A 23390-nucleotide genomic window follows, 5' to 3' on the forward strand; every position below is an offset into this window, starting at 1 on the left:
ATGTATCATAATGAAGTATTAACGTGTAAACAATATTTAATGGCTATTTCTACTGAGAAATTGAAGGGATATGCGAAAAAGTGCAGAATATATTTAATATACAGAAAATAAAAATAATAATAATATTTAAAGTAGGTACATAACACAATATTGTTAACACAGGAGGATACAGATATGATTAATAATTTTGAAATCGAACAGGCTATGACTATTAAGATAGATGATGAACTACCAAGTATGCCTGAATTTGCACCAGAAATTAGAAGAGCTCCAGACAGAGGATTTACCCTTTCAAAAGAGCAAGCAGAGCTGGCTCTTAAAAATGCACTTCGCTATATTCCAGAAAAACATCATGCAGTGCTGGCACCAGAGTTTATGGAGGAATTAATTACAAAAGGAAGAATATATGGATACCGTTATAGACCTCAAGGCCGCATTTATGGAAAATCCATAAATGAATATAGTGGTAATTGCTTAGAGGGCATGGCTTTTCAAGTTATGATTGATAATAATTTAGATTCAGACATAGCGTTATACCCTTATGAATTAGTAACCTATGGCGAAACGGGACAGGTATGTCAAAATTGGATGCAGTATACACTGATAAAAAAATATTTAGAAAATTTAACGGAGAATCAAACTCTTGTACTAGAGTCAGGACATCCACTTGGACTTTTTAAATCATCACCGCAATCGCCAAGAGTTATTATAACTAATGGGCTTATGATAGGAATGTTTGATAATCCAAAGGATTGGCATGTAGCAACTCAGCTTGGAGTTGCAAACTATGGCCAAATGACAGCAGGAGGATGGATGTACATTGGACCACAAGGGATAGTACATGGGACATTTAATACATTACTTAATGCAGGGAGATTGAAACTTGGAATACCAGACGATGGTGATTTAACAGGTAGAACATTTATAACTTCTGGACTTGGTGGAATGAGTGGGGCTCAACCTAAAGCTATAGAAATTGCGAATGGTATTGGAATTATAGCAGAAGTTGATTATTCAAGAATTAAAACAAGGCTCGATCAAGGGTGGGTAAATATTGCCTCAGATAACCTTAAAGAGATATTTAATATTGTGGCAGAAAAAATAGAAAAGAAAGAGTGTATTTCTATTGCTTACCACGGAAATATAGTGGATCTGCTCCAATATGTGGTAGATAAAAACATAAAGATAGATTTATTATCAGACCAAACCTCTTGCCATGCACCGTATGATGGAGGATATGCACCACAAGGTGTGACCTTTGAAGAAAGAACAAGACTATTAAAAGAAGACAGAGATAAATTTATAAAGCTAGTTGATAAAACCTTGATTAAACATTTTGAGCTAGTTAAGCTAATGGTAGATAGAGGGACATATTTCTTTGATTATGGAAATTCCTTTATGAAAGCTATTTATGATGCAGGTGCTATAGAAATATCCAAGAATGGTATTGATGAGAAAGATGGATTTATATTTCCATCTTATGTAGAAGATATAATGGGACCAATGCTTTTTGACTATGGTTATGGGCCTTTTAGATGGGTTTGCTTAAGTGGAAATCATGAAGATTTAGTAAAGACTGATAAGGCGGCTATGGGATGTATTGATCCAAATAGGCGTGGACAGGACAGAGACAATTATATTTGGATAAGAGATGCAGAAAAGAATAAATTGGTAGTTGGAACCCAGGCTAGAATACTTTATCAAGATGCACAAGGAAGAATAGATATTGCCTTGAAATTCAATGATATGGTACGGAAAGGAGAAGTTGGACCTATAATGCTGGGGAGAGATCACCATGATGTAAGTGGAACTGATTCTCCATTTAGAGAAACTTCTAATATAAAAGATGGTAGTAACGTAATGGCAGACATGGCAGTTCAATGTTTTGCAGGAAATGCTGCTAGAGGTATGAGTTTAATTGCTCTTCATAATGGCGGAGGGGTAGGAATTGGAAAATCTATTAATGGTGGTTTTGGGCTTGTACTTGATGGCAGTGAAAGAATAGATAGTGTTATAAAGTCATCAATGGCTTGGGATGTTATGGGTGGAGTGGCTAGGCGTGCTTGGGCCAGAAATCCACACTCAATAGAAACAAGCATAGATTACAACAAGAAAAATGCTAACATTGATCATATTACATTGCCATACTTAACAGATGATGCAATCATCTCAAAAGTTATAGAGGATGTTTTTAATAAATAATAAAAATTTAAACAAATACCTGATGATTTTGTTAAACTTATTTTAAAATAGTAAAAAATAACACAACGCATAATTAATTTTATACGTTGTGTTATTTTTATGTTAAATTATTTCGATTTTCTCCTCCAGCCATTTTATTATTTCTTGATGCGGTTAATATTGTGGGTGGAAAACTTTTGAGCTTTTCGTAATCCAATGAGTATTTTGTTGGATCTTCTTTTTCAGAAAAATTGGGTTGTCTAAATGAAAATTTTAACATATAGAAATTGTGTTAAATATAATACATTCTAGTTGATACACTAATATAAGTGGGGTATAATAGTGTGTGTTTCAATGATTAAAAAAGTAATTATTCTTATGACTATAAGAGGAGCAAAATTATGACTATCCATGAGAAAAAAATAAAAAAAATTTTCAAGCTATTCATTATTGCTTTGTGTTTAGTTTTAAGCATATTTGCTCTAGTGGCAGGTTCAAGTAAGATGTGGAAACACAGTGAAAATAAAGTAATTTTACCAAGTAAAAATACTGAGGGTAAGAACGAAGAGCAAGTAGTTGTTAATAGTAAAATAACAAAGATAGCATTTGAAAAGAATAACAATGTTTATCTTTATGATGAAATAAATGGACAAATTAAATCAATAGGGGATAATTCAAAATCCAAGGATTTATTAAAACTCTCTCCAGATAAAACAAAAATAGTATTTAGGTATTATAATCAAGAAAAAGCAATATATCCACCACATGTAATTATTTATAACATTAAAACTGAAAGTCTAACAGATATTGTTATAGATAATAAAAATGTCCAACAAATTATCGATTTGAAATGGATAGATAATGTGAATATTTTGGTCACAGGTCACATTAACCCCTCACTTTCAGGATATGCGGTATACAATATTAAAAATAAAGAGGAATTAATATCTTGTGTGGGTACTATAAGGGATGTTACTATAGATAAAAAAAATATTCTTTATAGCAGTACACCTCATATATTTCCAGCACCAAAAGCTAATTTATTCCTTAATGGTAATAAGATTTTTGAGGCGAGTAACGATAAAGAAGAAATATTTGATGGTGTGATATCTAAAGATGGAAAGATGATTGCATTTAGAAGTTCGGTGGCAAATTCAGCAGATCCAAAGGGTGAAGTAAGTGCATATCTTAATATAGTTAAAGTTAATAATGATAATAAATCCATAAGCAATTTAAAGAAGATAAGCATAAGTAGTGATACAACTGGAGATCTAGAATTTGACGATAAAAATAATATAAGTATTGTAGGTAATGAATTTATATACAAATTAAAAGATGATAATCTTATTAAGATAGAGAATTCGACTCCAAAGAAACTAGAACTCTCTGATCAACAGCTTAAAAAATTTAAACAAGTTTTGGCTAAAGAATTTCCTAAGGATTCTATTTCAGAAATAACCTTATTAGAGGATATTGATATATATGATATGGAAACTTTTTAAATTTTGAAAAATTATATAGAAACTAAACAGTAGAGTTTATTTTCATGAGCATATAAAATATTGTTAACAAATATTTAAAAATTTGGTATAATAACCTTAAGAGTTTTGGAAAAAAATATGGAAGAAGGGTTATTATGAAAAAGAATAATACTTATAGGGCTCAAAATACAAAAACCCATGTAAAGTCTCAACCAATGTCTATACCAAAATCTATACCAAAATTAATAGGTAGCAAATTAGCTATGTTACTGGGCATTATTATACCAATAGCTGCATTGATAGGTTACTCTATGAATATGAATTTTTTCTCTATTGCAAGAATTCTATCAGCTTTTGTTTTAATTATAAGTATAGCTGCTTATTTAAAAGAAGAAGTTATTTATCCTAATCCTAAAGCAGTACAACATGATAATACATTAACCACAAAGAAACTTTTAATAAACAAAAAACCTAGCAAAAGCTTTTCTTTTTCACTGAAAAAAGGAACGGTTCAAGTGGTATTATCTATGATAATAATTATATTATGTACTTATTTAGGACAAGTTATATATAAATCAATTGGATAATTAAAATAATACGCATTTAGGTTCACTATTTAGGCATCATCAAAAGATAGGCTAGTATAATGACTAGTTATTTTTTGATGATGCCTTTTATCAAGTTAAAAGATATAAGTAACTATCAAAGGGTAAAAAACCTTTTGATAGCTTTTTAAATTAAAGGTAATTGTAAACAATAAATTTTATTATCTATAAATAAATAAACAATAATTAAAATGGTTTACAAATATAAAATAGTGGAATATAATGTATTATATAAGTTTATAGTAAATAAACAAGTTAAGCTAGAAGGATGGGATTAATATGGATATTTCAAAATTGTTTTGGGCTTCATCTGTAGAGGATATGTCTAAAGGGTATATTTATGATGAAATTTCAGAAAATTATATTTGCCTTATTTGTGGAGAGAAATTCACTAGAGGACTTATATTTAATGATGGGGGAGTACTTATGGAAGCTGCCATGGCTGCTTCGGTTCATATAGATAAAGTTCACGGAGGTGTTTTTGAATATTTATTGTCACTAGATAAAAAGTATACAGGGTTATCAGAGGTTCAAAGTAAGATTTTAGAATATTTTCATAAGGGGTATAGTGATAAAGAGATTGTGAAACTAGAGGGGGATGGTAGTGAATCAACTATCAGAAATCACAGATTTAAATTAAGAGAAAAAGAAAAACAAGCAAAAACCTTTTTAGCTTTGATGACATTACTTTCAAAAAATGATGCGGATGATAACGATAATAAATTGGTGCAAATTCATAGGAGGGCAACTATGGTGGATGAGAGATATACAATTACCGAAATAGAAAAAGAAAATATTATTAAAAATTATATTGTAAATGATAAAATAGTTAAGATACCAAGGGCTGAAAAGAAAAAGATCATTATTCTTCAGTATTTGTTACAAAAATTTCAGCAAAATAAGAGATATACAGAAAAGGAAGTCAATGAAATTATAAAATCCATGCATGAAGATTATGCAGCTCTTCGTAGATATTTAATTCAATATGGATTTATGGATAGAGAGGACAATGGTAGTGCTTATTGGATAAATGACTAAAAGGGGATGAGTGAATGGAGATTAAGGAATTTAAAGTAATATCCTCTCAGCAAAGAAAGGAATTATATAATTTCATAAAAAGTACGGATTCGACTTATAATAAAAGCTATTTAGAAATGACTAGAATATATGAAAGTGATACTTTTAATGATGGGAACACCGTTTTTATAATATTTCAAAAAGGCCAAATTAAAGGAAGTTTAGCCTTAATAACCAAGGAAATCAGTGTTAGAGGAGAGGCATTTATTACAGATATATATGTTAAAAAAGAAAATGCAGAGATATTTTTAAATTTTTTGATTAAAAAAATAGTTGAATATTGCAATATGTGTAGTGCTATAAGTATAAAAATTGGTATTCGTGAAAGTGAAAAACACCTTATTCCATATATTAATAAATTTGAATTTAGTCATATTTATGATGCGGTGGTCATAGGATATAGAGGAGATAAAAATACGAGTTTGAAATTAAACAAGGATATGGAACTTAGGCCTCTTTGTATTTCAAATTCACAGGAGTACATGAATATTCATAATGAAGCTTTTAAAAATAGTCCTAATGGAGGAACTATAGATGAGGTAGAAGTAAAAGATTATATAGTTCAATATGCTAACAATGAAGATTTGATTGGAATATGTTTTTTTAATAAAAAACCCTGTGGTATATATGAACTTTCCAATGATGGAAACATAGGATGGATTGATTCATTAGCAATTACACCTAGCTTCCAACACATGGGATTAGGTAAATTATTATTAGTTAAATGTATTAATAAGCTATATGAAAAAAAATTAGATGAGATTAAACTTTTAGTAATTACATCCAATGAAATTGCAATGGCCATGTATAGAGATATGGGATTCGATCTGGAATGTGTATTTTCTTATTGGTTTGAAAAAAAATAATAATTTTCTGAAAAGTATTGTATTTGAATTATTTACAGATTATAATTATGGCAGAGACGAATAAAATTAAAATTTAATAATTCACATAAATAGAGGCGCAGATAAAGAGGTAGTTTTTGAATGATAAGGATAGGAACATCCGATATCAAAAATGAAGTATTCGTTTGCCGAAAGAGTATTTTGGTTCTTCAACATATTCTTGGGGATAGAGATCAGATTTCTATCACTGCCATAAAGATTTTTATGGAGGGCTATTTATGTAATGGAAAAGTAATTTTTCATTGCATTAATAGGCTAGCTACTTTTGTTTATTAAGGCACTGAGAATTCAGCGCCTTTTTTTATTTTCAAAATAAAATAGAAATAAGGAAGTTGAAAAGATAAAAGAGAATTAAGTAGTATAAACATGACAACTACAATAAAAGAGGAGGAAGTTAAAATGAAATCTTTAATCAGATTAAGAATGAGTGCACATGATGCACATTATGGTGGAAACTTAGTGGACGGAGCAAGAATGCTTCAATTATTTGGGGATGTAGCTACAGAACTTTTAATTTTAAACGATGGCGATGAGGGGTTATTTAAAGCATATGATGCTATAGAATTCTTAGCACCGGTTTATGCAGGCGACTTTATAGAAGCTGTTGGAGAAATAGTGAGTGTAGGAAATTCTTCAAGAAAAATGATTTTTGAAGCAAGAAAAGTTATAGTACCAAGACCAGAGATTAATGATTCAGCTTGCGATGTATTAGCGGAGCCAATTGTGGTTTGTAGGGCAAGCGGGACTTGTGTAGTTCTAAAAGACAAACAAAGAAAATAATATAAAGCATATAATGTAAACTTTTTCATCTAGTGATTTATATTTTAAAGGGGGATACCAAATGGAAAAATTAATAATTACTGCAGCTATATGTGGAGCAGAAGTTACAAAAGAACATAATCCAAATGTGCCATACACTGTTTTGGAGATAGCAAATGAGGCTGAAAAAGCATATAGAGCAGGAGCTAGCATTATTCATTTACACGTAAGACAAGATGATGGAACACCTACTCAAGATAGGGAAAGATTTAGTGCCTGCATGAAAGCAATTAAAGATAGATGTCCGGATGTAATTGTTCAACCATCAACAGGGGGAGCGGTTGGCATGAGTAATGCAGAAAGATTGCAACCTGTTGATTTAAGGCCGGAAATGGCAACCTTAGATGCAGGGACTTGTAATTTTGGTGGAGATGACGTATTCGTAAACACTGAAAATACCATTAAAGAATTTGGTGAAAAGATGATTGAACTAGGAGTAAAACCAGAAATTGAAGTTTTTGATAAGGGCATGATAGATATGGCTATAAGACTTCAAAAGAAAGGTTTTATAAAAACGCCAATGCATTTTAATTTTGTTATGGGCGTAAATGGGGGGATTTCGGCAACTCCTAGAGATTTAGTATTCATGGAGGGAAGCATACCTGCTGGAAGCACTTTCACTGTATCAGGTATTGGTAGAAGTGAATTCCAAATGGCAGCTATGGCTATTGTTATGGGCGGACATGTAAGAGTTGGATTTGAAGATAATGTGTATATTGAAAAAGGTATACCAGCTAAATCAAATGCAGAACTCGTGGAAAGAGTAGTTAGACTTGCGAAAGAGCTGGGCAGAGAAATTGCTAGTCCTAAGGAAGCAAGAGAAATATTAGGTTTATAGTGCATTGTTATATCCCCTAGAGGAATACAAGGAGGTATTATTAATGAATAAGGTTGTATCTTTAGAACAAATTAGGCCTTTATTTAGAGATGGAATGTCAATAATGATTGGTGGTTTTTTAGCCTGTGGAACACCCCATAAGATGATTAATCTATTAATGGAATCGAATGTTAAAAATTTAACTATAATAGCCAATGATACCAGTTTCGTAGACAAAGGTATAGGGAAACTTATAGTTAATGGTCAAGTTAAGAGGGTCGTAGCTTCTCATATAGGGACAAATGCCGAAACAGGTAGGCTTATGACAGAAGGAAAAATGGAAGTAGATCTTGTGCCACAGGGAACACTAATTGAAAGAATAAGAGCAGGTGGAGCTGGGCTTGGTGGAATACTTACACCTACAGGGGTTGGAACTATGGTGGAAGAAGGAAAACAAAAGCTAACAATAGAGGGAAAAGAATATTTATTAGAACTTCCAATTAAAGCAGATTTAGCACTTGTTTATGCAAGTGTAGTGGATGAAATTGGAAATGCAGTTTATTATGGAACAACAAGAAACTTTAATCCCATTATAGCTACAGCAGCAGAAATTGTAATAGTTGAAGCTGAAACTATTGTTAAAGTTGGAGAGCTTGATCCAAATAATATTGTTACTCCAAGTGTATTGATTGATTATATTATAGGAGTTGAGGACTAATATGATTACGGATAGTGTGCTTGCAAGACAAATTATTGCGAAAAGAATTGCTAAAGAATTAAAGGATGGACAACTTGTTAACCTAGGCATAGGACTTCCAACATTAGTTACAAATTATATTCCAGAAGGTATACATGTTACTTTCCAATCGGAAAATGGAATGGTTGGAATGGGAGCTGTACCAGAAAAAGGAGTAGAAAATAAAGATATAACCAATGCAGGGGGACAATATAGTACAATACTTCCCCAAGGCGCTTTTTTTGACAGTGCAATGTCTTTCACCTTAATAAGAGGTGGACACGTTGATATGACTGTTCTTGGGGCACTAGAAGTAGACCAGGAAGGAAATTTAGCCAATTGGATTGTACCAGGCAAAATGGTTCCTGGCATGGGTGGAGCAATGGATTTAGTAGTAGGAGCTAAAGAAGTTATTGTTGCAATGCAACATACAGCGAATGGAGTTCCTAAAATATTAAAGCTATGTAAATTACCATTAACTGCAAAAGCACAAGTTAACCTTATAGTTACGGAGCTCTGTGTAATAGAAGTTACTAAAGCAGGTTTGGTTTTAAAGGAAATATATAATCATACAACAATAGATGAGGTTAAATCACTTACAGAAGCTGAACTCATCATATCAGAAGATCTAAAAATAATGGATATATAGGAGGAACTCATGATGAATAAAGGATGTAAATACGGAACTCACAGAGTACTAGAACCAAAAGGAGTTCTACCACAACCAGCAACTAAAATCTCAAATGATATGAACATATTTGATAATGAAATTTTAATTGATGTTCAAGCTTTAAATATTGATTCAGCTAGTTTTACTCAAATAGAGGAAGAGGCGGGCCATGATATTGAAAAAATAAAAGCTAAAATTATTAAAATTGTTACGACCAGTGGAAAGATGCAAAATCCTGTAACAGGTTCAGGCGGAATGCTTATTGGAACAGTTGAAAAAATAGGTGAAGCACTAATTGGAATAACTGATCTTAAAGTTGGAGATAAAATCTCTACATTAGTTTCATTGTCTTTAACTCCACTCAGAATAGATGAAATTATAGATATTAAACCAGACATCGATAGAGTTGTAATAAAGGGAAAAGCAATTTTATTCCAAAGTGGCTTATATGCAAAACTTCCAAAAGATATGGATGAAAATTTAGCATTAGCAGCATTAGACGTTGCAGGAGCACCAGCTCAAGTTGCTAAACTTGTTAAACCAGGTCAATCAGTTCTACTACTAGGTGCAGCAGGAAAATCAGGAATGCTTTGCAGCTATGAAGCAGTTAAAAGAGTAGGACCAACAGGAAACGTTATAGGTCTTGTAAGAAACCAGGAAGAGAAAGCAAGACTCGAAAGATTAAATTTAAGAATGCAAATAGTTATTGGAGATGCTAGAAATGCTATTGATGTAATGAATACTACACTAGCACATAATAATGGGCAAGAAGTTGATGTAGCAATAAACATAGTTAACGTACCAAATACTGAAATGTCAACAATACTGCCAGTAAAAGATAACGGGATAGTTTACTTCTTCTCAATGGCTACAAGCTTTACAAAAGCAGCACTTGGAGCTGAGGGTGTAGGTAAAGATGTTACTATGATTGTAGGAAATGGGTATACTAAAGGTCATGCAGAAATAACTCTTGAAGAGTTAAGAGAAAATGAAACATTAAGAAGTGTATTCGAAGAATTATACGTTTAATAGTGATTTACAGAGGCAATATTAGGCTATATTACATGATCTCTAAAACATATTAACATATCAGCAACACATCATGAAAAAAATATTACACGATGGAGGTACTAATATGAGAGTCAATAGAAGGTTTGAATTATTTAAAGATGTAACAGATGAGCAGTGGAACGATTGGAAGTGGCAGGTTAAAAATAGAATTGAAACTGTGGAGGATCTTAAGAAATATATACCTCTAACAGCAGATGAAGAAGAAGGGGTTAAACAATGTATTCAAACATTAAGAATGGCTATAACCCCTTATTATTTAGCATTAATAGATCCAAGTGATCCACATGATCCAATAAGAAAGCAAGCTATACCAACTGCATTAGAATTGCATAAGGCAGATGCTGATTTATTAGACCCATTACATGAAGATGCAGATTCTCCAGTGCCAGGACTCACTCATAGATATCCAGACAGAGCATTAATATTAGTAACAGATATGTGCTCAATGTATTGTAGACATTGTACAAGAAGAAGATTCGCAGGACAAAGTGATAGTTCTATGCCAATGGAAAGAATAGATAAAGCCATAGAGTACATCAAAAATACGGTGCAAGTTAGAGACGTTTTATTATCAGGTGGAGATGCACTGCTTATTTCAGATGAAAAATTAGAATATATAATTAAAAAATTAAGAGAAATTCCTCACGTTGAAATAATAAGAATAGGTTCAAGAGTACCAGTAGTTCTTCCACAAAGAATTACGCTAGAACTTGTAGATATGTTAAAGAAATATCATCCAATTTGGCTTAACACTCATTTTAATCATCCAAATGAAATTACACAGGAGTCAAAACTTGCTTGCGAGAGGATGGCAAATGCAGGAATACCTCTAGGAAACCAATCAGTTCTTTTAAAAGGAGTTAATGATTGTCCACATGTAATGATGGATTTAGTACATGACCTTGTTAAAATTAGAGTTAGACCTTACTATATCTATCAATGTGACCTTTCAATGGGACTTGAGCACTTTAGAACACCAGTATCTAAAGGAATAGAAATTATTGAAGCACTAAGAGGGCATACTTCAGGATTTTGTATACCAACATTTGTTGTTGATGCGCCAGGTGGTGGTGGAAAAATTCCAGTAATGCCAAGCTATCTTATATCTCAAAGCCCTGAAAAAGTAATACTTAGAAACTTTGAAGGCGTTATAACTTCTTATCAACAACCAACTAGCTATACATCAGACTGCCACTGCGACGTTTGCGAAGGATCTAAGAAGGTTCACAAAGTAGGAGTTGCAGGACTATTAAATCATGAGGGAATGGCAATGGAACCAGTTGGACTTGAGAGAAATTTAAGAGCACATCACGAGTAAAATGATACTAGAATCAAAAATGCTAAGTATTTTCCAAATGGTTCAAAAATATGACAGCATTTCTATAATAGGAATGAATAAAAATGTAGGAAAAACAACCACCTTAAATCACATATTGAAAGAAGCCAGAGGGAAGATATCCCTCGGGCTTACCTCTATAGGAAGAGACGGAGAAGATCAGGATATAGTAACAGGAGCAGAGAAACCTAAAATTTACGTAGAGTGCGGAACTTTAATTGCTACTGCAAAACAATGCTTATTAAATAGTGATATAACTAGAGAAATACTAAAAACTACAGGGTTTCATACTCCTATGGGAGAAATAATTATATGCAGAGCTCTAAGTGACGGATATGTAGATTTGGGCGGTCCATCCGTTAATTCTTATATGACTTTAATATGTGATGAACTTAAAAGGCTTGGAAGTGAACTTGTAATTGTGGATGGTGCCCTTAGTAGAAAAACTTTTGCTTCTCCATCAATTACTAAGGCTACAATTTTATCAACTGGAGCAGCACTATCAAAAAGTATGAGTGTGGTTATAGAAGAAACTAGTCATGCTGTTAAATTATTATCCACAGAAAATGAAGTGGATGATGAAATATTAAAGCTGGCCAGCGAAGTTTTGTGCAAAGCAAGAATAGGTATTATACGCCGCGATAATAGTATGAAAATTCTAGATGCACTTACGGCACTGGGATCTTCTAAGGAAATTGTTGAGGAAATAGACGAAAATACCTCCTATGTAGTTATCAAGGGTGTTGTTTCAGATAATCTTCTAGAAGATATTATGACCACCACAAAAATGTATAGAGGGGTAACTTTCCTAGTTGAAGATGGAACAAAGCTATTTTTATCTAGGGATACCCTTTATAAATTTAAGGTTCAAGGTGGAATTATAAAAACAATAAATCCCATTAATATAGTTTGTGTTACAGCTAATCCAAAATCACCTTATGGGTATGAATTTGATAAGTATAAGTTTTTAGATGGACTTAGGAATAATTTGAATATACCTGTATTTGATGTAATTGGGGGGGAGTAAAATGAAATTTTTAGATGTGCAGCAGAGGGAGCAAGTAGGATTTTCTTTTGTTATGGACAAACTGGGAATAACTACCTCTTATGGACTAGAAGTAAGAAAAAATATTCTTCCCTTTAAAGCTTCAGAAACAGATGAATTAAACCATGAATTAAATAGTCTAGAAAGTATAATTAATTCTATGAATTCTCATGTGGACGAGTATAACGCAATAGGAAGAATATTTTGTAAGCTAAAAGATATAAGAAATTCTATTAAAAGATGTAGTGAAAACAAAACATTAGATGAAGTTGAATTATACGAAATTAAATATTTCTCAATGTTAGTTACGCAGTTAAAAGATGTGCTAGACGAATTACATCTTAATATAGAGGAGCTTCATCTAAACTCACTACAGGGAATTATTTATACCTTGGATCCCAAGGGTATAGGAATACCTACTTTTTATGTTTATGATGAGTACTCTAAAACTTTAAAGGACATTCGTGAAAAGAAAAAACAAAGGGAAAAGGAAATTTTCATCGCAAAAAATGATGAAGAAATAAGTCAGCTAAGGCAGCAAAGGCTAGACTTAGTTATAGAGGAAGAAGCGGAAGAACTCCGTATTAGAAAAGAGCTAACACTAGATATTTCTAAAGAAGTAAGCGCCATAATTCAGAATATAAAAGCCATAGGTAGATTAGATTTTTTAATTGCTAAAGCAAATTTATCCATAGCTTATGGTGCCATCAGGCCAAAAATTTGTAATGAAATGAACATTCACCTTGAAGAATCCTTTAGCCCTGAAATTAAAGAAATATTAGAAAGTGATAAAAAACGATTTACTCCTGTTAGTATAGATCTATTTGCAGGGACAACTATTATAACTGGTGCAAATATGGGAGGGAAAAGTGTTACTCTAAAGACTATTGTTCTGAATTTACTTCTGGGTCAAATGGGCTTTTTTGTATTTGCAAAAGAGGCACAATTTCCAATTCTTAGTTTTATTCACTTCGTTTCAGATGATATGCAATCAGTATCCAAAGGTTTAAGTACATTTGGCGCAGAAATAATAAAGTTAAAACAAGTAGTAGAGTGTGCAAAAAGAGAAGATGGCTTTATAGCTTTAGATGAGTTTGCCAGAGGCACTAATCCAAAAGAAGGGTACTTTCTTGTGAAATCTCTTGCTAGATACTTGACTAAAATTAACTCTGTAAGCCTCATATCAACTCATTATGACGGAGTGGTTGAGGACAATATGGAGCATTATCAAGTAATGGGACTTAAAAATGTGGATTTTGATGACTTAAAATATAAAATAAATGAGAATAGAAGTCATTCTGTTGAATTAATACAAGAACATATGGATTATAAGCTAGAGAAGGTTTCAAAAGAAAATAAGGTACCTAAAGATGCACTTAATATAGCATTATTATTAGGCCTTCAAAATGAAATAGTTGATATAGCAAAAAAAATCTATAATGAGGAGGAATAATATGGAAAGCAAATTAAATTTAAATTGGGCTGTGGTTGATAAAGCTAGACAATCAGCTAGAAATATAGCAAAAGATACTCAAGAATTTATTGATATACATACTACAGTAACAGTTGAAAGAACTGTTTGTAGACTTTTAGGCATTGATGGGGTAGATGAAGTGGGAGTACCCATTCCAAATATCGTCGTAGATAACATTAAAAATGGCAATGGATTAGCACTTGGTGCTGCAATGTTTATAGGAAATGCTATGGTTGAAACCGGCCACACGCCGCAAGAAATTGCAGAAAAAGTAGCAAGTGGTGAAATAGATTTAACTAAACTTCCTATGCATGATGAATTTGAAATCAAAATGGCTGTAGATAAAGTAGCTAAGGCAATGGTTTCTAAAATTAGTGAAAATAGAGGCAAGAGAGAAGCATATCTTAAGAAATTCGGCGATAAAAGTGGCCCTTATCTTTATGCAATAGTTGCTACAGGTAATATTTATGAAGATATAACCCAAGCAAGAGCAGCAGCAAAGCAAGGCGCAGATATAATTGCAGTTATAAGAACCACAGGGCAAAGCTTACTTGACTTTGTTCCCTACGGAGCTACAACCGAAGGCTTTGGAGGAACGGTTGCAACTCAAGAAAACTTCAGGCTTATGAGAGCAGCTCTTGATGAAGTAGGAGAGGAACTGGGGAGGTACATAAGACTTTGTAACTATTGCTCAGGACTATGTATGCCTGAAATAGCTGCAATGGGAGCTATAGAAAGATTAGACGTAATGCTTAATGACGCACTATACGGAATTCTTTTTAGAGATATCAACATGCAAAGAACTATAGTTGACCAATATTTCTCAAGAATAATCAATGGATTTGCCGGAGTTATCATAAACACTGGAGAAGATAACTATTTAACTACAGCAGATGCAGTAGAAGAAGCTCATACTGTACTTGCGTCTCAATTTATAAATGAGCAATTTGCATTAGTTGCTGGAATTCCAGAAGAACAAATGGGACTTGGCCATGCCTTTGAAATAAGCCCAGATGTTGAAAATGGATTCATATATGAACTGGCACAAGCACAAATGGCAAGAGAAATCTTCCCTAAAGCTCCACTAAAATATATGCCTCCAACTAAGTTTAAGACTGGAGATATATTTAAAGGACAAGTACAAGATGCATTATTCAACATGGTTACTATTATGACAGGACAAAAATTACATCTTCTTGGAATGCTTACAGAAGCAATACACACTCCATTTATGGCAGATAGAGCGATATCAATAGATAATGCTCAATATATATTTAGCACTATGAAGGATTTAGGATCAGAAATCACCTTCAAAAAAGGTGGCATAATGGAAACAAGAGTTGATGAGGTATTAAATAAAGCAGCAGATCTAATTGGAGAAATTGAAAAAGAAGGCTTATTCAGTACGCTTCAACAAGGGAAATTTGCAGGAATTAAGAGACCTCTAACTGGTGGAAAAGGACTTGCAGGAGTTGTTCAAAAAGAAAAAGCTTATTTCAATCCATTTATAGATTTAATGCTAGGGGGGGAATAAATAATGAGCGAAGGACAATATTCATTAGAAGTTAAAGAGTATGATAAAAGTTTAGATTTAACAAAGCTTAAACCCTATGGAGATACTATGAATGATGGCAAGGTTCAAGTGAGCTTTACACTTCCAGTAGAAGATAATGAAAGAGGAGTAGAAGCGGCACTAAAGCTTGCTAGATCCATGGGACTTAAAGATCCAATCTGTGCTCATCATGGTTCTTTAGATAGTGAATTTGCTTTCTATGTGATTTACGGTTCATTAACACATACTGTAAACTATGAAGAAATCCATGTTCAAACTGTAGAGTGTGAAGTAATGGATATGAAAGAAGTTGGAGAGTATATAAAAGAAAACATTAAACGTGATGTAGTAATAATTGGAGCTAGTACAGGTACAGATGCGCATACAGTTGGTATAGATGCTGTAATGAACATGAAGGGCTTTGCAGGACACTATGGACTTGAGAGATACCCTATGATAGAAGCACTGAACTTAGGAAGCCAAGTTGAGAATGAAGAATTCATTAAAAAAGCTATAGAGCTTAAAGCAGATGTTCTTCTAGTTTCTCAAACTGTAACACAAAAGGATATACACATTCAAAACCTTACTAACCTAGTAGAATTATTAGAAGCAGAAGGAATCAGAGATAAAGTTGTATTAATATGTGGAGGTCCAAGAATAACACATGAGCTTGCTAAAGAACTCGGATACGATGCAGGTTTCGGACCAGGAAAATTTGCTGGTGATATAGCAAGTTTTGCTATTACAGAAATGGTTGAGAGAGGGCTCGTTTAAATAATAAGTCTAGAGAGAAATCTCTAGATTTATTTTTTAGCTCAAATATTTAAAGTCTTGTTGTTATAATTATTGAATTTATGATACATTCAATGTAACAAGTTGGTAGGATATGTTATTGAAAAATATTTGGCTATGTTTAAAATATAGTTGAAATTTCATGATATAATATTTAAAACACATTTGTAGAATATGAATATTGACACATAACTTTTAGTGCCTTGTACATAGGATATAGAAAGGAAGTGAGTATTTAGTGGGTTTGGGTAAATGTACACTCTCTCACTAAAGATAAATTATGTTAAATGAAATGGATAGACAATATCTTGATATTGTTAAGAAAATTATAAAAAAAGGATACTACGACCAAAATCGTACTGGGATTGCAACTTTAAAAATTCCTCACCAAATTATGCAATTTGATTTAGAAGAAGAGTTTCCAATATTAACAACTAAATTTGTTGCTTTTAAAACAGCAGTTAAGGAATTGCTTTGGATTTTTAAAGACCAATCTAATGATGTAAAAAAACTTCAAGAACAAAATGTGCATATATGGGATAAGTGGGCTTTAGATGATGGAACTATAGGCAATGCCTATGGTTTTCAAATAGCCAAGTACCATCAAATAGATAAACTTATTGAGGCTTTGAAAAATAATCCTCAAGATAGAAGAATGATGATGAACTTGTGGAATATAGAAGACCTTCCTAAAATGGCACTGCAACCTTGTTGTTTTCTAACTATGTGGGATGTAACTAATGGAAGGCTAAATTGTATGTTAGTACAAAGGTCTGGAGATATGGGGCTTGGAGTACCGTTTAACACAAGTCAATACGCAGTCTTAGTTCATATGATAGCACAAGTTACAGGATTAAAAGCAGGGTTATTCACTCATGTTATAAATAATGCACATGTTTACGAAAATCATATTGAAGGATTAGAATTACAGCTTTCAAGAAAAGAAGAAGCGTTAGAAGCCCCTAAGTTCTGGATTAATCCAGAAATTAAAAACTTTTATGACTTCACAGCAGAGGATGTTAAACTTATAGGTTATAAACATCTAGGAAAAATAAATATAGGGAGTGTTGCTGTATAATGCTAACTTGCGTAGTCGCCATTGGAGAAAATTTTGCTATTGGAAAAAACAATGAATTACTTTGGCATTTTTCAAAAGATTTAAAAAGATTCAAACAAATTACAAGTGGAAATACTATTATAATGGGAAGAAAGACCTTCCAATCGCTTCCTGGTATTCTTCCTGGAAGACACCATATTGTTATTACTCAAAATAAAGATTTTGTTATAAATGATGAAAGAGTTACCGTTTTAAATTCTAAGGAAGAGCTATTCGCTCTGTTGGAAGAAAGTAAAGAATACTTTGTCATAGGTGGGGGAGAGATTTACAAGTTATTATTGCCTTATTGTAATAAGATACATTTAACAAAAGTACACAAGGAATATAATGCTGATATATTCTTCCCTGAACTTAATTATTCAGAGTGGAATATTAGAGAAGAAGAAACTGGATACGTCAATGATGATAAAACAACAGGGTACACTTTTTTAACCTTGGAACGCATTGTTAAGGTGTAAATAGAAATTTATAATACCCCATATAATAGACTAAAAAAGTCTACTATATGGGGTATTTTATGCATCATGAAATAAGTATCAGGGAAATTAATTTATATATAATTATGTTAGAAATTTTAAAATAATTAGTGAAATTTTATAAGTACATTATTTTTTATTATATTAATTTAAAGTTGTAACATTTTTCATTAAATTTCATAAAATAGTAGTATAAGAAATTTTAGGAGGTGTAATTTGCAAATCCTAAAGATAGGATCAAGAGGAACCGCGGTAATGGAAATACAAGCACTACTTAATAAATTAGGTTTTGGTGTGGGAGAGATAGATGGAATTTATGGACCCAAAACTGCAGCAGCAGTTGTGAAATTTCAAAGATATTTTGGCCTATCTCCTACAGGAGTAGTGAATGATGATACTTATAAACTTATGAATAGATTTTTAATAGGTTATGATACTTATAGAATTAGACCGGGCGATACATTATATCTTATAGCAAGGAGGTATTATACAACAGTTGCAAGCATAATTACAGCTAATCCTCAAATAAATCCTAATAATTTGCAAGTTGGACGTGAGATTATAGTTCCTTATTCATTGGAGGTGGTATATACAAATATTGACTACACCTATGACATTATGAAAAAGGACTTAGAAGGGCTAAAGGCTAGGTATCCATTTATTGAAGTTGCTAGTGCAGGGAAGAGTGAGCTAGGAAAAGAACTTTATTATGTAAAACTGGGAAATGGACCTAATAAAGTTTTTTATAATGGATCTCATCATGCTGATGAATGGATAACTACTGTACTTTTAATGAAATTTATTGAGAATTTTGCTAAAGCATATGCTTTAGGTCAACCTTTAGAAGGTTATAATGCTCAGGATATATGGAATAAAAGCAGTATATATGTAATGCCTATGGTAAATCCAGATGGAGTTGACTTAGTGCTTAATGGGCTAGATAGGAGTAACCCATACTACAATGATTTAATTAAGTGGAATAATGGAAGTACTGATTTTTCAAGAAATTGGAGCTCAAATATAAGGGGGGTAGACCTTAATCATAATTATGATGCTCTGTGGCAAAAATCAAAGGACGCAGAAAAAAGCTATGGAGTATATGGACCAGGACCTTCAAGATATTCAGGAACGGCACCAGAATCAGAATCAGAATCTAAAGCTGTAGCAGATTTTACAAGAAAAAATAACTTTAGATTAGTAATAGCTTATCACAGTCAAGGGGAGGTAATTTACTGGGATTTTGAAAATTTGGCTAGCGCTGAAGCCAGAAGAATAGCGGAGACATTTTCCCGGTTAAGTGGTTATGAACTCGGAGAAACCTATGGAATAACAAGTTATGCAGGATATAAGGATTGGTTTATAGAAAAATTTAGAAGACCTGGCTATACCATTGAGGTTGGACTTGGAGAAAATCCTCTTCCAATAAGTCAATTTAATAAAATTTATAAAGATAACATTAAAGTGTTACTAGAAGGGGCATTGATATAATTAATATTCCACGAAATGTATTGTAAAACCCTTAAATTTTTTTAGGGGTTTTTTTACTTGTGTTTTTCTTTCACTTTTAAATTTAAATCATACTGTACCTGAAATTATTACTTATATTAACAAAAAGTAGGGAATAAGGAAATTAATATTATGTAATAAGCACACAATATTACATCTTTTTTAATATGAATACTATACTATATGATTAACTATATAAATATTTTAAAATTCTCATTAATACATTACGTGTACAGTTAATAGGCAAGATGTATTATATCTAAAAATAAAAGGGAGGCTGTTAATGGAAGTTGAAAAATTTAAATTATTCGCAAGTAAAATAACAAAAAACGTTAATAAGGTTATTGTAGGAAAAGAAAAGAATATAACAAAAATAATTGTAGCATTTATTTCTTCAGGGCATGTATTGCTTGAGGACGTACCTGGACTTGGAAAAACAAAGCTCGCAAGAAGTTTATCAAAATCTATGAATTGTAGCTTTAAAAGAATACAATTTACCCCAGACCTGTTACCATCAGATTTAGTTGGTATATATTATTATAATCAAAAAATACAGGAGTTTGAATATAGGCAGGGACCTATATTAAGTCAATTTTTATTAGCAGATGAAATAAATAGAGCAACACCTAGAACTCAATCTGCATTATTAGAATGCATGGAAGAGAGGCAAGTAACCGTAGAAGGAAATACCATTAAGCTTAACAAACCATTTTTTATTATTGCCACACAAAATCCAGTAGAGCAGTTTGGAACTTTCCCATTACCTGAGGCACAATTAGATAGATTTTTTATGAAGATTTCTATGGGGTATCCAGATTTTAATGATGAAAAGAATATGATAGATAGATTTATTACAAATGATCCATTAGAAGATTTACAGCCTGTTGTAAGCATGGAAGAAATAGAGTATGTCCAAAATAATTATAATCAAGTGCATGTAAGTGAAGAGTTAAAAAAATACATATTAAATATAGTGGTAGCAACAAGAAATCATAAGGACGTAGAGCTTGGATGCAGCCCAAGGGGGACATTGAATCTCATAAAAGGAAGTCAAGCTTTAGCTGCTATTAGTGGTAGAGGCTACGTAATACCAGAAGATGTTAAAGAACTTGCAGTAGCTATACTAAGTCATAGATTAATTTTAAAAAGCGAAATGAATTTAGGAAATGATAAGGCGAGTGAAATAATTGAAGAAATTATAAACACTATTGAAGCTCCATTAGAAAAACTATAGGGGGAGGGTAGTATGGGAGTAAAGTTTATACTAATAGTATTAATATCATGGGTGATGTTAGAAATATCAAATATTACAAAGAAAAGAGGCTTCAAAAAGCTTAAAATTAGAAGGGAAATAGATAATCCTAGAATTTTTGAAGGTGAAGTGTTTTCAATTAAGACAACAGTTGAGAATAATAAGCGTCTTCCTATATCTTTTTTAGTTATAAATGAAGTGATACCTAAAGGTATAAGTTTCAATAATGAAGTTGTTAGCTATAAGTATGGCGATAATTTATGCCATATAAGCAGGTATAAGATAGGGCGATATGAAAGACGGAAAAGAACATATGAATTAGTTGCGCAAAAGAGAGGGACTTATATACTTAAAAACATACAAATTACCGTTGGTGATATCTTTGGGTTATCAGCCGAGTCTATAGAAACAGAAAACTATCTCGAGATTTTAGTTTATCCAAGATTAAAAAATATGTCTAGCTATAAATTTGATACCACTAGTTTTCAAGGGAATAACACTGTGAAAAGATGGATTTTAAAAGACACTTTGTATATAAAGGGTATAAGAGAGTACAATGTGGAAGATAGAATGAAGGATATTCATTGGAAAACTAGCTTGAAAATGGACAAACTTATGGTTAAGGACTATGATACCACTTCAGATAAAGAATTAGTTATAATACTTAATGTTCAATGTGGAGATCCAGCTTGGGCACATATAATGGAAGCACCTATTGAAATTGGAATAAAAATAGCAGTATCATTAACAAATAAGGCTATAAAAGAGGGGATTCCAACAGGTTTGTGGACAAATTCTAGGATAATTTCTATGAATGGAAACTTAACTGGAGAAGTTGCACCTGCCTTAAATTCTTTTAAAAGAATTATGGAATTAGCAGCTAGAATTGACTCAGGGGTTAGGGTGGTATTTGATGAATATTTAAAACAGCAAGCTAATAAATTCAATAAAAATGTAACTTACATATTAGTAACTCCATTTTTAAATGAAAAGAGCATATGTGTACTTAATAAACTATGTAAAAGTGGCTTTAAACTTAAAATCATAGATGTATCTATAAATGAAGATATTCCTTTCATAAGTGGAATCGAAAAAATAACTTATAAAGGAGAGAAAATAGTATGAGCTCTCTTAGGCAGATTAAAACACTGGTAACTTTAGACATTACATTAATTACTTTTGTAGTTTGGGTAGCTATGACAAATTTCTTATTTAAAAATGTAGCAGACTATAAATTGTTTTTTCTTTCTTTAGTGGTAGTATTCTTAATGCAATGCATTTATCTTAAAAAAAATAATAAATATTTAGCTATAATACTACCTACAATAGGCAGTATACCTTTTATGTGGATTTTATTTGACGGCTTAGCAATTTTAATTAATTTAATATTTGTGGTTGCTGCTGTCTTTGTAAATTTAGCTATGGAAGAGTTGCCTGTAGATTATCAAGAATATAAGTCCAAAGCGAAGCAAGGAGCAATAATTTTAGCATTAATAGCTATAATCTCATTTTGGTTAGAAAAATCTATTGCTGACTATTTATACAGATTTTTTATAAATTATATGATAGTTACAGTAATACTTCTTAAGGAAAGTAGGAACTATTATTATAAAGTAGGAATAGAAAGTAAAAATACAGAAAAAGCAAAAAAAATAAGTATTATAAAAAACTTATTTACAAATATCTTTTTCAAGTATGGCATAGTTGTAATATCAACAATTATGTTAACTACTGATTGTGTTTTTAACAAATCCCTTAGTTCAATAAATGTTTTAAATAAGGGGCTAGATATTGTAATAGGTAAATTTTTAGATTTAGTTATAAAAATAGTAGGACCCATTATAGTAATTATAATAGATATATTACGTAAATTATTACGGAAAAATTTTTTGCCAGGATTAGATGGATATTCAAAGAGTTTATTTTTTAGTAAAAATAAAAATTTAGAAAATAGTGGAGCAACTGCAGCTGATAATATAATTTGGTTTACTACAGTAAAAATTATTATTTTACTTATTTTTGTTTTATTTATTATTGATGTAATAAAAAAAATGAGGTTTATGAAATCTAAGAGTGAACAGTATACAGAAGAAAAAGAAAAAATGGATAAGAATAGTAAGGAATATAAGCATAAAAACAGTATATCAACCATATTAAAGAAAGTATTTAGAATGAATAATACTATGAAGGACAAAATTTTAAATATTTATAGGGATTTTGAAAAAATAACTGAAAAAGCAAAGATTTATAAATCGTATATGACAGCCACTCAATTAAAAAATACAACTAAGGCAAACATAGAAAATGATGACTATCTGGATGAAATGACAGATATATATAACGAAGTAAAATTTTCAAACTATGAGCCTAGTGAAAATCAGCTGGATTTAGTAAGAAAATCTCTTGATAATGTAAAGAAACAATTATAATCATCAAAGTTCGGAATGTAGGAGTGTGGCAGATAGTATATAATGAATT

The 23390-nt window shown here is 31.8% G+C and carries 22 protein-coding genes and 1 riboswitch; of the genes, 21 read left to right on the plus strand and 1 reads right to left on the minus strand.

The window, feature by feature from the left end:
* Window positions 1-174: 174 nt before the first annotated feature.
* Entirely contained in the window at window positions 175-2202 is a 2028-nt protein-coding gene (locus G9F72_RS02085; RefSeq protein WP_164956838.1) for a urocanate hydratase, read from the plus strand.
* Window positions 2203-2299: 97 nt separating this feature from the next.
* Here G9F72_RS02085 and G9F72_RS02090 read toward each other — a convergent pair whose 3' ends face one another.
* Window positions 2300-2461 (minus strand): hypothetical protein, encoded by a 162-nt coding sequence (locus G9F72_RS02090; protein WP_224675923.1) that lies wholly within the window; start codon window positions 2459-2461, stop codon window positions 2300-2302.
* 121 nt (window positions 2462-2582) lie between these two features.
* Here G9F72_RS02090 and G9F72_RS02095 point away from each other — a divergent pair, with 121 nt between their 5' ends.
* The 20 genes from G9F72_RS02095 (at window position 2583) to G9F72_RS02195 (ending at window position 23341) form a co-directional block, all read left to right on the plus strand.
* The gene (locus G9F72_RS02095; RefSeq protein ID WP_164956837.1) at window positions 2583-3683 is read left to right on the plus strand and encodes a hypothetical protein; all 1101 of its coding nucleotides are present in this window, start codon (window positions 2583-2585) and stop codon (window positions 3681-3683) included.
* 134 nt (window positions 3684-3817) lie between these two features.
* On the plus strand, window positions 3818-4249 hold the full coding sequence (locus G9F72_RS02100) for a hypothetical protein (RefSeq protein WP_164956836.1): 432 nt from the start codon (window positions 3818-3820) through the stop codon (window positions 4247-4249).
* Window positions 4250-4546: 297 nt separating this feature from the next.
* Complete coding sequence (locus G9F72_RS02105) at window positions 4547-5305, plus strand: DUF2087 domain-containing protein (RefSeq protein ID WP_164956835.1); 759 nt, start codon at window positions 4547-4549, stop codon at window positions 5303-5305.
* Window positions 5306-5319: 14 nt separating this feature from the next.
* Window positions 5320-6210, plus strand: coding sequence for a GNAT family N-acetyltransferase (locus G9F72_RS02110; RefSeq protein WP_164956834.1), 891 nt, complete (start codon window positions 5320-5322; stop codon window positions 6208-6210).
* Window positions 6211-6292: 82 nt separating this feature from the next.
* A riboswitch (Lysine riboswitch) is annotated at window positions 6293-6472 on the plus strand.
* 176 nt (window positions 6473-6648) lie between these two features.
* The gene (locus tag G9F72_RS02120; protein WP_164956832.1) at window positions 6649-7029 is read left to right on the plus strand and encodes a hotdog fold domain-containing protein; all 381 of its coding nucleotides are present in this window, start codon (window positions 6649-6651) and stop codon (window positions 7027-7029) included.
* A 61-nt stretch (window positions 7030-7090) separates the two neighbouring features.
* Window positions 7091-7906, plus strand: a complete 816-nt coding sequence (locus G9F72_RS02125; RefSeq protein WP_164956831.1) for a 3-keto-5-aminohexanoate cleavage protein — start codon at window positions 7091-7093, stop codon at window positions 7904-7906.
* Between the two features lie 43 nt (window positions 7907-7949).
* Complete coding sequence (gene atoD / locus G9F72_RS02130; RefSeq protein WP_164956830.1) at window positions 7950-8603, plus strand: acetate CoA-transferase subunit alpha; 654 nt, start codon at window positions 7950-7952, stop codon at window positions 8601-8603.
* Window position 8604: 1 nt separating this feature from the next.
* A complete protein-coding gene (locus tag G9F72_RS02135) occupies window positions 8605-9270 on the plus strand; it encodes a 3-oxoacid CoA-transferase subunit B (RefSeq protein WP_164956829.1) in 666 nt (221 codons plus the stop codon).
* 12 nt (window positions 9271-9282) lie between these two features.
* Window positions 9283-10320 carry a zinc-binding alcohol dehydrogenase family protein gene (locus G9F72_RS02140; protein WP_164956828.1) on the plus strand — a complete coding sequence of 346 codons (1038 nt, stop codon included), beginning with the start codon at window positions 9283-9285 and terminating at the stop codon, window positions 10318-10320.
* A gap of 106 nt (window positions 10321-10426) precedes the next feature.
* Window positions 10427-11680 (plus strand): lysine 2,3-aminomutase, encoded by a 1254-nt coding sequence (gene ablA / locus G9F72_RS02145; RefSeq protein ID WP_164956827.1) that lies wholly within the window; start codon window positions 10427-10429, stop codon window positions 11678-11680.
* Between the two features lies 1 nt (window position 11681).
* Entirely contained in the window at window positions 11682-12725 is a 1044-nt protein-coding gene (locus G9F72_RS02150) for a hypothetical protein (RefSeq protein ID WP_224675924.1), read from the plus strand.
* Window position 12726: 1 nt separating this feature from the next.
* The gene (locus G9F72_RS02155; RefSeq protein WP_164956826.1) at window positions 12727-14196 is read left to right on the plus strand and encodes a MutS-related protein; all 1470 of its coding nucleotides are present in this window, start codon (window positions 12727-12729) and stop codon (window positions 14194-14196) included.
* A 1-nt stretch (window position 14197) separates the two neighbouring features.
* A complete protein-coding gene (locus tag G9F72_RS02160; protein WP_164956825.1) occupies window positions 14198-15751 on the plus strand; it encodes a lysine 5,6-aminomutase subunit alpha in 1554 nt (517 codons plus the stop codon).
* A 3-nt stretch (window positions 15752-15754) separates the two neighbouring features.
* Complete coding sequence (locus tag G9F72_RS02165) at window positions 15755-16543, plus strand: OAM dimerization domain-containing protein (protein ID WP_164956824.1); 789 nt, start codon at window positions 15755-15757, stop codon at window positions 16541-16543.
* Window positions 16544-16841: 298 nt separating this feature from the next.
* Window positions 16842-17639, plus strand: coding sequence for a thymidylate synthase (locus G9F72_RS02170; protein WP_164956823.1), 798 nt, complete (start codon window positions 16842-16844; stop codon window positions 17637-17639).
* Window positions 17639-18136: a dihydrofolate reductase gene (locus tag G9F72_RS02175; protein ID WP_164956822.1), complete on the plus strand. Its 498-nt coding sequence runs from the start codon at window positions 17639-17641 to the stop codon at window positions 18134-18136. Before G9F72_RS02170 ends, G9F72_RS02175 begins: the two co-directional genes overlap by 1 nt.
* A gap of 234 nt (window positions 18137-18370) precedes the next feature.
* The gene (locus G9F72_RS02180; RefSeq protein WP_164956821.1) at window positions 18371-19642 is read left to right on the plus strand and encodes a M14 family metallopeptidase; all 1272 of its coding nucleotides are present in this window, start codon (window positions 18371-18373) and stop codon (window positions 19640-19642) included.
* Window positions 19643-19943: 301 nt separating this feature from the next.
* Window positions 19944-20894, plus strand: a complete 951-nt coding sequence (locus G9F72_RS02185) for an AAA family ATPase (RefSeq protein WP_164956820.1) — start codon at window positions 19944-19946, stop codon at window positions 20892-20894.
* A gap of 12 nt (window positions 20895-20906) precedes the next feature.
* Window positions 20907-22037: a DUF58 domain-containing protein gene (locus tag G9F72_RS02190; protein ID WP_164956819.1), complete on the plus strand. Its 1131-nt coding sequence runs from the start codon at window positions 20907-20909 to the stop codon at window positions 22035-22037.
* Window positions 22034-23341, plus strand: a complete 1308-nt coding sequence (locus tag G9F72_RS02195) for a hypothetical protein (RefSeq protein WP_164956818.1) — start codon at window positions 22034-22036, stop codon at window positions 23339-23341. Before G9F72_RS02190 ends, G9F72_RS02195 begins: the two co-directional genes overlap by 4 nt.
* Window positions 23342-23390: the final 49 nt, after the last annotated feature.

It is taken from the genome of Clostridium estertheticum (assembly GCF_011065935.2).
Classification (GTDB): Bacteria; Bacillota; Clostridia; order Clostridiales; family Clostridiaceae; genus Clostridium_AD; species Clostridium_AD estertheticum_A.

What these genes read in the sequence shown, in the direction of transcription:
- G9F72_RS02085 (WP_164956838.1), top strand. Translation starts at nt 175, where the DNA reads ATGATTAATAATTTTGAAATCGAACAGGCTATGACTATTAAGATAGAT.
- G9F72_RS02090 (WP_224675923.1), bottom strand. Translation starts at nt 2,461, where the DNA reads ATGTTAAAATTTTCATTTAGACAACCCAATTTTTCTGAAAAAGAAGAT.
- G9F72_RS02095 (WP_164956837.1), top strand. Translation starts at nt 2,583, where the DNA reads ATGACTATCCATGAGAAAAAAATAAAAAAAATTTTCAAGCTATTCATT.
- G9F72_RS02100 (WP_164956836.1), top strand. Translation starts at nt 3,818, where the DNA reads ATGAAAAAGAATAATACTTATAGGGCTCAAAATACAAAAACCCATGTA.
- G9F72_RS02105 (WP_164956835.1), top strand. Translation starts at nt 4,547, where the DNA reads ATGGATATTTCAAAATTGTTTTGGGCTTCATCTGTAGAGGATATGTCT.
- G9F72_RS02110 (WP_164956834.1), top strand. Translation starts at nt 5,320, where the DNA reads ATGGAGATTAAGGAATTTAAAGTAATATCCTCTCAGCAAAGAAAGGAA.
- G9F72_RS02120 (WP_164956832.1), top strand. Translation starts at nt 6,649, where the DNA reads ATGAAATCTTTAATCAGATTAAGAATGAGTGCACATGATGCACATTAT.
- G9F72_RS02125 (WP_164956831.1), top strand. Translation starts at nt 7,091, where the DNA reads ATGGAAAAATTAATAATTACTGCAGCTATATGTGGAGCAGAAGTTACA.
- atoD (WP_164956830.1), top strand. Translation starts at nt 7,950, where the DNA reads ATGAATAAGGTTGTATCTTTAGAACAAATTAGGCCTTTATTTAGAGAT.
- G9F72_RS02135 (WP_164956829.1), top strand. Translation starts at nt 8,605, where the DNA reads ATGATTACGGATAGTGTGCTTGCAAGACAAATTATTGCGAAAAGAATT.
- G9F72_RS02140 (WP_164956828.1), top strand. Translation starts at nt 9,283, where the DNA reads ATGAATAAAGGATGTAAATACGGAACTCACAGAGTACTAGAACCAAAA.
- ablA (WP_164956827.1), top strand. Translation starts at nt 10,427, where the DNA reads ATGAGAGTCAATAGAAGGTTTGAATTATTTAAAGATGTAACAGATGAG.
- G9F72_RS02150 (WP_224675924.1), top strand. Translation starts at nt 11,682, where the DNA reads ATGATACTAGAATCAAAAATGCTAAGTATTTTCCAAATGGTTCAAAAA.
- G9F72_RS02155 (WP_164956826.1), top strand. Translation starts at nt 12,727, where the DNA reads ATGAAATTTTTAGATGTGCAGCAGAGGGAGCAAGTAGGATTTTCTTTT.
- G9F72_RS02160 (WP_164956825.1), top strand. Translation starts at nt 14,198, where the DNA reads ATGGAAAGCAAATTAAATTTAAATTGGGCTGTGGTTGATAAAGCTAGA.
- G9F72_RS02165 (WP_164956824.1), top strand. Translation starts at nt 15,755, where the DNA reads ATGAGCGAAGGACAATATTCATTAGAAGTTAAAGAGTATGATAAAAGT.
- G9F72_RS02170 (WP_164956823.1), top strand. Translation starts at nt 16,842, where the DNA reads ATGTTAAATGAAATGGATAGACAATATCTTGATATTGTTAAGAAAATT.
- G9F72_RS02175 (WP_164956822.1), top strand. Translation starts at nt 17,639, where the DNA reads ATGCTAACTTGCGTAGTCGCCATTGGAGAAAATTTTGCTATTGGAAAA.
- G9F72_RS02185 (WP_164956820.1), top strand. Translation starts at nt 19,944, where the DNA reads ATGGAAGTTGAAAAATTTAAATTATTCGCAAGTAAAATAACAAAAAAC.
- G9F72_RS02190 (WP_164956819.1), top strand. Translation starts at nt 20,907, where the DNA reads ATGGGAGTAAAGTTTATACTAATAGTATTAATATCATGGGTGATGTTA.
- G9F72_RS02195 (WP_164956818.1), top strand. Translation starts at nt 22,034, where the DNA reads ATGAGCTCTCTTAGGCAGATTAAAACACTGGTAACTTTAGACATTACA.